This is a genomic window from Sulfurimonas sp. (assembly GCF_016744025.1).
In the GTDB taxonomy this organism is placed as follows: Bacteria; Campylobacterota; Campylobacteria; order Campylobacterales; family Sulfurimonadaceae; genus Sulfurimonas.
Window position 1 is genome coordinate 1 of sequence record NZ_JADGFC010000112.1, and the last position, 8,662, is coordinate 8,662.

The following is an 8,662-nucleotide window of genomic DNA, read 5'->3' on the forward strand; positions in this document are numbered from 1 at the left end:
AGATGGTAGAGGATTGTGACTTTTATAAAAAAGATATTTATAAGTTGATTTTTAAAGATAATATATACTACGTAGAAGATATTAAAGCTAAAAAAATAATTCTAGCTCAAGGGGTAAGTAAATCTCTTGTTAGTCATCCATATTTTAATATATCTCCTATTTTTGGACTTAGAATTGATGTAAAGACAAGTACAAATATTCCTTTTAATATACATAAATCAATTTCTATATCTACTAATAAAAAAGATGGTATGGTTGCGATTGGTGCAACTCATGATAGACATGATTCTTCACAATTAGAATGTATTACAACTTGCGATAAATGTAACTTTTATGTAGATCAGGAAAAAGATCAAGTAAATTCTCTTTTAAGTAAAGCTAAGGAATTAATAAATTTAGAAGACTTAGAAGTAGTGAAAACTTATAAAGGGGCAAGAGCCACAATCAAAAGTTATTTCCCTCTTATTGGAAAAATAGTAAATTATGAAAGTTCATTAAAAAAGCATCCATCGATAAAAAATGGTACAAAAATTTCGCAAGATTGTTTAGATTATTATCCAAATACCTATATTATTAACGCTTTGGGATCGAGAGGATTTGTTTTTGCTCCATACTTAGCAAAAATATTAAGTGAGCATATTTTAAATGAAAGTCCGATACCAAAAGATATTTCAACTCAGAAGCTTTTTTATAAAGCCGCACGAAAAGATAAATCATAGCTCTAAAAAGAGCTATTGATCCAATTAAAAAGAGAAGTTCACTCCAAGATATAAAGACTTGTTATAGTTTACATCTCCACCACTTTTACTATCATAATTAGTGTCTATAGATCTATAACCAAGAGATACAATGGCATTTTTCATAACTTCAAGTTCAGCTTGTATTCTATATTCAAAAAAGTTTTCTGAATCTCTAAAAGAAAGTACTGTTGGGGCATAATATAGAGAACCTTTAACATAAACAGGATATTCTTCAACCGCGTCAATTCTATACTTGAGTTCTAAACCCAGTGGGATAGAAGCATAATTCTTAGTATAATTAAATTTAATTCCCATACCAAATGTGGAATCAGTCTCTTCAACTTTTGTTTGAACTAATAAATTTGCTTCTAAAAATTCTTCAATATCACTGCCACTTGAATAATCGCTATTATCGTTAGAACCTTTGATAATTTTTCCACCAAAAAATACACTTTCTGGCTCAACATTTTCATTATATTGACCCATATCAAATTTTACGCCAACTTCTAAATCTTTATCATTTAAATTAAGCTCTGCATTGTTCATAGCAAAGACTGAACCTGCACAAATGGTAATTAGTCCAAGTTTTTTTAACATAATTTTCCTTCTATTTTTTGAATTGTTTTTGTTGTACTTTTGCCATTGACAAAATCCACCAGTTTTAGCTCACAAGCAAATTCAGTTCCAACAACATCCTTACCTTTATAATCACCACCCTTTACAAGGGTGTCAGGTCCTATCATTTTGATAAGATCATAAGGAGTGTCTTCTTCAAAAGGAACAACAAAATCTACAGCTTCTAGTGCCGCTAATATATAAGCTCTATCTTGAACGATATTAATAGGACGACTTGGTCCTTTGAGTCTTGAAACAGATTCATCTGAGTTTAAGCCAACAATTAAAATATCACCAAAACTTTTTGCTTCTTGAAGGTATTTCACATGACCGACATGTAAAATATCAAAACATCCATTAGTAAATACAACTTTTTTGCCACTATCTTTACAACGATTTACAATTTGATTTATGTCTTTAAAACTTTTAATATGTGCATCTGATGTACTTTTATGCAAAGAAGCTTCATATTCTTCAATCTCATTTAATGTAACAGTAGCAGAACCAATCTTTCCAACTACAACTCCCGCAGCTAAATTTGCAAAAGATGCTGTTTCTTCTATACTTTTTTTAGCACTAAGCCCAAATGCGATAGATGCAATAACTGTATCACCAGCACCGGTAACATCAAATACTTCTTTGGCAACTGTTGGAAATATCTTAACTTCATTATCATAAGTTGCTATTCCATCTTCAGATAGTGTAATAAGAGAAATATCTAAATCAATTTCTTTTTTTAATTTTAAAAGTGCTTTTTTTAAAGAAACATCATCTTTTATATCTATATTTGTTGCTAACACAGCCTCTTTTTTATTAGGTGTTAAAAGATATGCGCCTTTGTATTTTGAGAAATCACTTCCCTTTGGGTCCACAAGAACTTTTATTTTATTCTTATTTGCAAGAGATATAATCCCTTGACAAAGTTCAGGAGTTAAAACACCTTTTCCATAATCAGAAAGAATTACAGCATCGAAAGAAGTTATATTACTTGAAATAGAATCTATGATTTTTTCAACAGATTCACTCTCAATCTCATTCTTACTCTCTTTATCATATCTAAGTATTTGCTGACTCACAGCTATTATACGACTTTTTTTAGAAGTCTTTCTGCTTGTTTGAACTATTAAATTTGAGCTATCAACATTAATACTGTGAAGCATTTCCTTAAGTTCTAAACCATTATCATCATCACCAATTACACTACTAACACTAACCTCTGCACCAAGAGCATTAAGATTGTTGATAACATTACCAGCTCCTCCAAGTACAGTTGTTTCTTTGGATATATCAACAACTTGTACAGGTGCTTCTGGAGAAATTCTATCACAACTACCCCATAGATAATGATCTATCATTAGATCACCAACGACTAATATCTTTGGAGTATAATTTTTAAGAGTTTGCATTACTTTACTTCTTCATCGTATATTCTTTTTATTTCACTTACATAAGACTTGATAGCTTCTTCCATCTCGAACCTTGGCTCATAGCCTAAAGCTTCTCGAGTTGCATCTATATCTGCTTCTGTGTGAAACTGATAACTACCAATAAAAGGATTTGGAATATATTCACAAGTAAGACTTGTGCCAAGTTCAATTTGAAGTATGTCAACTATATCTTGAAAACTTCTAGCTTTTCCTGTTCCTACATTATAGATGCCACTCTCTTTAGGGTTCATGGCTTTAATATTAGCTTGAATAATATCTTCTATATATATAAAATCACGAAGGATTTTATCGCTATCTTCAAATAGTCTAGGGTTTTTTCCAGATAATATTTGATGTCCAAATTGAAGTACCATAGAAGCAGTACTATTTTTAAAGTACTCACCAGCTCCATAAACATTAAAATATCTTAACCCTACAATAGAAATGTCACAATTTTTCATATATTCACGGCTTAAGTTATCCATACTTAATTTAGAAAAACCATAAACATTTTGAGGAGCTTCTCTACCAACTTTTTGAGGAGACTCAGCATTTCCATAAGTTGCAGCAGAAGAGGCATATATCATATTCGCGTCATGTCTTAAGGCTAACTCTAAAAGATCTTTGTACGCATTTACATTTGTTTTTATCATTAAATCTTGTTCTAATGCTGTTGTGTCAGAAATAGCAGCTTCATGAAATATATAGTCAAATTTATAGTTTATTTCTAAATCTAGAAGCAGCTCTTTGTCATTTATGTCTCCACTTATGACCTCGCCACGAAAGCCTATTAAATTTTTAAAGTGTCCAAAGCTTTTTAGATTAGCATTTGAAAATGTTTCGCCACTTCTAAAACTATCGACAATAACAACCTTTGCTTCTGGATGATTATATTGAAAATAAAAAGCTAAGTTAGAGCCTATAAATCCGGCTCCACCAGTTATTAAAATTGTTTTTTCTTTTAAGTCATCTTCTATATATCTCATTTACTTATCCATGTCGTATTAATTTTAATAAAATCATACACTATAATTCATTAACATGTATTTAAGAGTCAAATCACTATAATTGGCTTGAAAATTAATACTGAGGAAATCAAATGAAAAAAATCGTAATCGCTTCAATCGCTACTTTAGCACTAGCAACAGCTTCAATGGCAGCAGTGAATGGTAAAGCATGTACTTCTTGTCATGGTGCTGACTGGAGTAAAAAAGCTCTAGGTAAGTCTAAAAATGTTGCTATCATGACTCACGCTGAGATCTCTGCTGCACTTAAAGGCTATAAAGCTGGAACTTATGGTGGTCCAATGAAAGGTCTTATGAAAGGTCAAGTTGGAAAATATTCTGACGCTGATTTAGATGCTTTCTCACAAACTATAGGTAAATAATTTTTGGCACTAAATGCCGACACCCCCGTCGCTAAAGCGTAAGTGGGGTGACCTTATTCTTCAAAACTTTTATTCTGGTCTATAACTTTTCTTCAAAGCTTCTTTTTTCTGTTCTTGTTTTATTGCATCATTAAGTTCGTCTACCCCGTCAAATTTTGCAGCATTTAAAAATTTCTCTTCATCATCAAATTGACCATTTTTAATAGCCCAAAGAAAAGCAAAAAGTGCAATTGCTCCTAAAAAGATAGAAGCTCCAAGCATCATTGTAATTACCCAGTTATCCATTTAAACCCTTTAATTTTTTTTTCATTTATATCTTATTCTCATTGAATTACCAACAACTAATAATGAGCTAACAGACATTGATATTGCAGCTACAAGTGGAATTACAAAACCTGCCATAGCTAATGGAATAGTAATAGCATTATAGGCTAAAGATATAAATAAATTCTGCTTTATCAATCCGTAAGTTGTTTTACTAATTTTGAAAGAATCATGAAGTGACTTTAGAGAGTTATTAAGTAAAACAACATCACTAACTTCTACAGCTATATCACTTCCACTACCCATTACTATTCCTATGTCAGCAGAGGACAGGGCTAATATATCATTTACTCCATCTCCAACCATCACTACTGTTTTATTTTGCTTGTGAAGGCTATCTATATACTCAGCCTTATTCTCTGGAGTTTGCTCATAAAGTAAGTCCGTAATACCAACTTGTAGTGCAACTTTTTTTGAAATATGCTCATTATCACCAGTAAGCATAACAGTATTTATATTTCTTCTTTGTAAGTCTTCTACAAGCTCTAAAGCTCCATCTTTTATCTTATCACTTAATTCATATATTGCAAGGAGTTTATTATTAACTACATAGCAGAAGACTGTGTTATCCGTTATAAAATCTATTGATATATTATTCTCTTGCAAAAGTTTAAAATTACCACCTAAAACTTCTATATCATTATATTTAGCCTTTATACCAGATCCTGCTATCTGAGAAAATTCATCGAATATTATTTCTTGTATATTTGTATTTTCTTCTTTTAAAAATTTACATATACCAGATGCCACAGGGTGTTTAGATTGTTTTGTAAGCGAGTATAATAATACTTTGTCAAAATCACCATATATGTTAGTATTAACGACTTCTGGCTTTCCTATGGTTAGTGTTCCTGTTTTATCTAAAACTAAAGTGTCAACCTTGGCCATAGTTTCTAATTGAGCCGCTTCTTTAAAAAGTATTCCTTTTTTAGCTCCTATACTAAGTCCAACTAATGTGGCTACCGGTGTTGCTAAAGCCAAAGCACAAGGACATGCTATAACAATAACTGATATACCAATCATAAAAGAGATTTCAAAACTATTTCCAAGAAGCAACCAAACAAAAAATGTTAAAAATGAAAAGGCTAGAATAGCTGATGAGAAGTGTTCTGACAACTTATTTGCCATTTGTTGGATTTTAGGTTTTTTATTTATTGCTGATTCTAAAAGAGTAACAAGATTTGAAAGTGTTGAATGTTTAAAATCTTTGGATGCTCTAAAGTGTATATCTGCATCTATGCTTGTTGTTCCACTAATTATATTATCAGCAATTTTTTTGTATATCGGATTACTCTCACCAGTTAAGCTTGATTCATCAAAAGAACCTTCTCCTTTAACAATTTCACCGTCAAGTAAGACTTTCTCTCCAGATGCAATAACAACTATATCTCCAATTTTTACATTAGTTAGTTTACATGCAAGAACATTACCATCTATTATTATATTTACTTCACTAGGAATATGCCTACCAATAATATCTAAAGTATCAGCTGCATTCTTTTTACTAAGTACTTCTAAGAACTTACCAATTAACACGAAAGTAATAATCATACTTACTGAATCAAAATAAGCTTCTCCATGTTGGGTGATTGTAATATAGATAGAGTATAGATAAGTTAATAATGCTCCTGTTGCTACTAAGATATCCATATTGATAACTTTTGTTTTAAGACCGTAATATGCACCTTTAAAAAAGACCCATCCGCTATAAAATAAAACTGGAGTAGCTAGTATTCCTTCTGCTACATTTAAAATTGTTTTTATATCTTGTGTTATTCCACTAAAATAACCTGCATATTGAGCTACAGCAATCCACATAATATTCATAGATGCAAAGATAGCAACTGCCATTTTTAAATAATAAGATTTTCTTTCTTTATTTGCATGAAGTTCTTGAATAGATGCATCATACGCAAAAGCGTTATAGCCGATGGAACGAATCATATCAATTATTGAAGATAGTTTTACAATATTATCAGCCCAAATAATCGTTGCTTTATTATTTGTAAAATTTATATTTGCTTCTATTACACCATCCATTCTATGTAATACTTTCTCATTTAACCATACACAAGCTGAACAGTGGATTCCTTCAATTATCAACGACACTTCATTAAAACCATCATTGTTTGTTTTAATGAAAGCATCTCTAAAAGATTCTGTGTTAAAACTTGATGAGTCTTCATATTTTTTTGTAGGAGGAGTCAGTTTAGTGTTAGAAGTCTTATCATAAAAACTATCTAATCCTTCATTACTTAACAAATTGAAAACACCTTGGCAACCATTACAACAAAAGAAATGGCTTCCTTCTTTAATCATAACTGATTCATCAAACTTCAGGTGACAGTGACTACATACTACATCATTTAACAAGCTCAAACTTTCCTAATACTCTATTTTTAACAATATTTTGACAAGGTTGTACAAATCCATTCATTGTTATATAAACACCATTTTGAGGATTTGATTTAATAAAACCAATAGCTATTCCTAAGTTTAAGCTTGCTTCAACATTATCTATCTCAAAAGGTTTCATAGAGCCTGTGAGTATAATTTTTCTATCATCAAATATTTCTGATAAAAATTCAGCTGTAATATTCATAGTATCTGTACCGTGAATAATAATAAATGTATCATCTTTTGATTCCATAATAATACTAGCGAGCATCTTTCTATCGTTCATATCCATATCTAAACTATTTTTATAAACAACACCGGCTAAATCATAATCTATATGTGCACTTTGTAGTATTCTTTCAATAGCATTATTATCATATGGAACTTCAAGTTCAGCATTTAATGGATTATATCTATTATTGAATGTACCACCACTATTAAGAATTAACACTATAAATATCCTCTAATTTTGAAATAATTTCACCCGCTTGGGAAACTTTAATAGTATTACTTTCATCAAACAGATATGTATTGGTAAGACCAGCATTAATACCAGCTAGAATATCTCTTTCTTTATCACCTATAATTATAGATTTTTTAAGATCAATTTCAAGCTCTTTAGATGCCTGAAGTAACATACCTGGATTAGGTTTTCTACATGTACATTGACCAGATATATCAGGGTGATGGGGACAGAAATAAACTTTTTTTACATCTATTTCATGAGAAAGAAATTCTTTTAACATCCAAGAAGTTAATATATCAAAATCATTTTCAGTATAAAAATTTCTAGCTATACCAGATTGATTAGTTACAACAACAATTAAAAAGCCTAAATTAGTGTAGTATTTACAAAGTTCAAAAATTCCATCAATAAATTCAAAATCTTCTATCTTATAGATATAGTCCTTTTCGACATTAATGACTCCATCACGATCAAGAAAAAGTGCTTTATTCATATATAATTAGTTTACACCATCAGCAAATATTTCTTTTTCGATAATATCGCATATAATATGACCAATAAGTATATGGGATTCCTGTATTCTTGGAGTAGAATCAGATGGAACAATCAGAGCATAATCTGCTAATTTTGCCATTTCACCACCATCACGACCAACCAAAGCAACAGTAGTAATTCCTTTTTCTTTTGCACTATTAAATGCATTAATAATATTAATAGAATTTCCAGATGTTGAAATACCTATAAATATATCACCTTCTTGTCCCATACCTTCTAATTGACGAGAAAAAACTTTATCATACCCATAATCATTTCCAATAGCAGTTAGATTAGATGTATCTGTAGTAAGAGCAAGTGATGGAATTGATGGTCTATCAAAACCATATCTTCCAACTAGTTCTGCTGCAATATGCTGTGCGTCAGCAGCACTACCGCCATTACCAGCTAGAATAGTCTTATTTGAACCTCTATACAATTTAACACATAGTTTAGTGACTTCTGAAATTTTATTTAATAACTCTTCATTTTCATAAATAGCTTGTTTAGTTTCGTAAGATTTTTTAATTTGATTTTTAATATATTTTTTCATAAATAATCCTAAAATAATATATGAAATAATACCATAATTATCAATAATAGAAAGGTAAAGAATAATAAAAGTAAAAAGATAGTTAATAATAAATTGAGATGTAATGATTGATTGTGTTGTAGTAAGTAAATTGATCAACTAGGCAGCGACCTACGTTTCCACACCTGAAAGGTGCAGTATTATCAGCGATGAGAGGCTTAGCTTCTGGGTTCGGAATGG

10 protein-coding genes are annotated in these 8,662 nt (G+C 30.6%); 2 read left to right on the forward strand and 8 right to left on the reverse strand.

Annotation, left to right across the window (positions count from 1 at the left end; translation table 11 throughout):
- Positions 1–719 (forward strand): FAD-dependent oxidoreductase (locus QZZ48_RS12530; RefSeq protein ID WP_294966406.1); only part of this gene is annotated, 719 nt, incomplete at its 5' end.
- Positions 720–743: 24 nt separating this feature from the next.
- On the opposite strand, the gene QZZ48_RS12535 is transcribed toward QZZ48_RS12530, so the two are convergent.
- From QZZ48_RS12535 to rfaD, 3 genes are read right to left on the reverse strand one after another with little or no spacing between them, the layout of a single operon-like run.
- The gene (locus QZZ48_RS12535) at positions 744–1,337 is read right to left on the reverse strand and encodes a YfaZ family outer membrane protein (protein WP_294966408.1); all 594 of its coding nucleotides are present in this window, start codon (positions 1,335–1,337) and stop codon (positions 744–746) included.
- Positions 1,331–2,761: a D-glycero-beta-D-manno-heptose-7-phosphate kinase gene (rfaE1, locus tag QZZ48_RS12540; RefSeq protein WP_294966410.1), complete on the reverse strand. Its 1,431-nt coding sequence runs from the start codon at positions 2,759–2,761 to the stop codon at positions 1,331–1,333. Before rfaE1 ends, QZZ48_RS12535 begins: the two co-directional genes overlap by 7 nt.
- The gene (rfaD, locus tag QZZ48_RS12545) at positions 2,761–3,768 is read right to left on the reverse strand and encodes an ADP-glyceromanno-heptose 6-epimerase (RefSeq protein ID WP_294966412.1); all 1,008 of its coding nucleotides are present in this window, start codon (positions 3,766–3,768) and stop codon (positions 2,761–2,763) included. Before rfaD ends, rfaE1 begins: the two co-directional genes overlap by 1 nt.
- A gap of 113 nt (positions 3,769–3,881) precedes the next feature.
- Here rfaD and QZZ48_RS12550 point away from each other — a divergent pair, with 113 nt between their 5' ends.
- Entirely contained in the window at positions 3,882–4,169 is a 288-nt protein-coding gene (locus QZZ48_RS12550) for a cytochrome C (RefSeq protein ID WP_294966414.1), read from the forward strand.
- A 69-nt stretch (positions 4,170–4,238) separates the two neighbouring features.
- On the opposite strand, the gene ccoS is transcribed toward QZZ48_RS12550, so the two are convergent.
- The 5 genes from ccoS to gmhA are packed head-to-tail and all read right to left on the reverse strand — an operon-like array spanning position 4,239 to position 8,443.
- Positions 4,239–4,454 carry a cbb3-type cytochrome oxidase assembly protein CcoS gene (gene ccoS / locus QZZ48_RS12555; protein WP_294966416.1) on the reverse strand — a complete coding sequence of 72 codons (216 nt, stop codon included), beginning with the start codon at positions 4,452–4,454 and terminating at the stop codon, positions 4,239–4,241.
- A gap of 21 nt (positions 4,455–4,475) precedes the next feature.
- Positions 4,476–6,866, reverse strand: coding sequence for a heavy metal translocating P-type ATPase (locus tag QZZ48_RS12560; protein ID WP_294966418.1), 2,391 nt, complete (start codon positions 6,864–6,866; stop codon positions 4,476–4,478).
- A complete protein-coding gene (locus QZZ48_RS12565; protein WP_294966420.1) occupies positions 6,856–7,341 on the reverse strand; it encodes an asparaginase domain-containing protein in 486 nt (161 codons plus the stop codon). Before QZZ48_RS12565 ends, QZZ48_RS12560 begins: the two co-directional genes overlap by 11 nt.
- Positions 7,328–7,849: a D-glycero-beta-D-manno-heptose 1,7-bisphosphate 7-phosphatase gene (gene gmhB / locus QZZ48_RS12570; RefSeq protein ID WP_294966423.1), complete on the reverse strand. Its 522-nt coding sequence runs from the start codon at positions 7,847–7,849 to the stop codon at positions 7,328–7,330. Before gmhB ends, QZZ48_RS12565 begins: the two co-directional genes overlap by 14 nt.
- A 6-nt stretch (positions 7,850–7,855) precedes the next feature.
- Complete coding sequence (gene gmhA, locus QZZ48_RS12575; protein ID WP_294966425.1) at positions 7,856–8,443, reverse strand: D-sedoheptulose 7-phosphate isomerase; 588 nt, start codon at positions 8,441–8,443, stop codon at positions 7,856–7,858.
- Positions 8,444–8,662 lie beyond the last annotated feature (219 nt).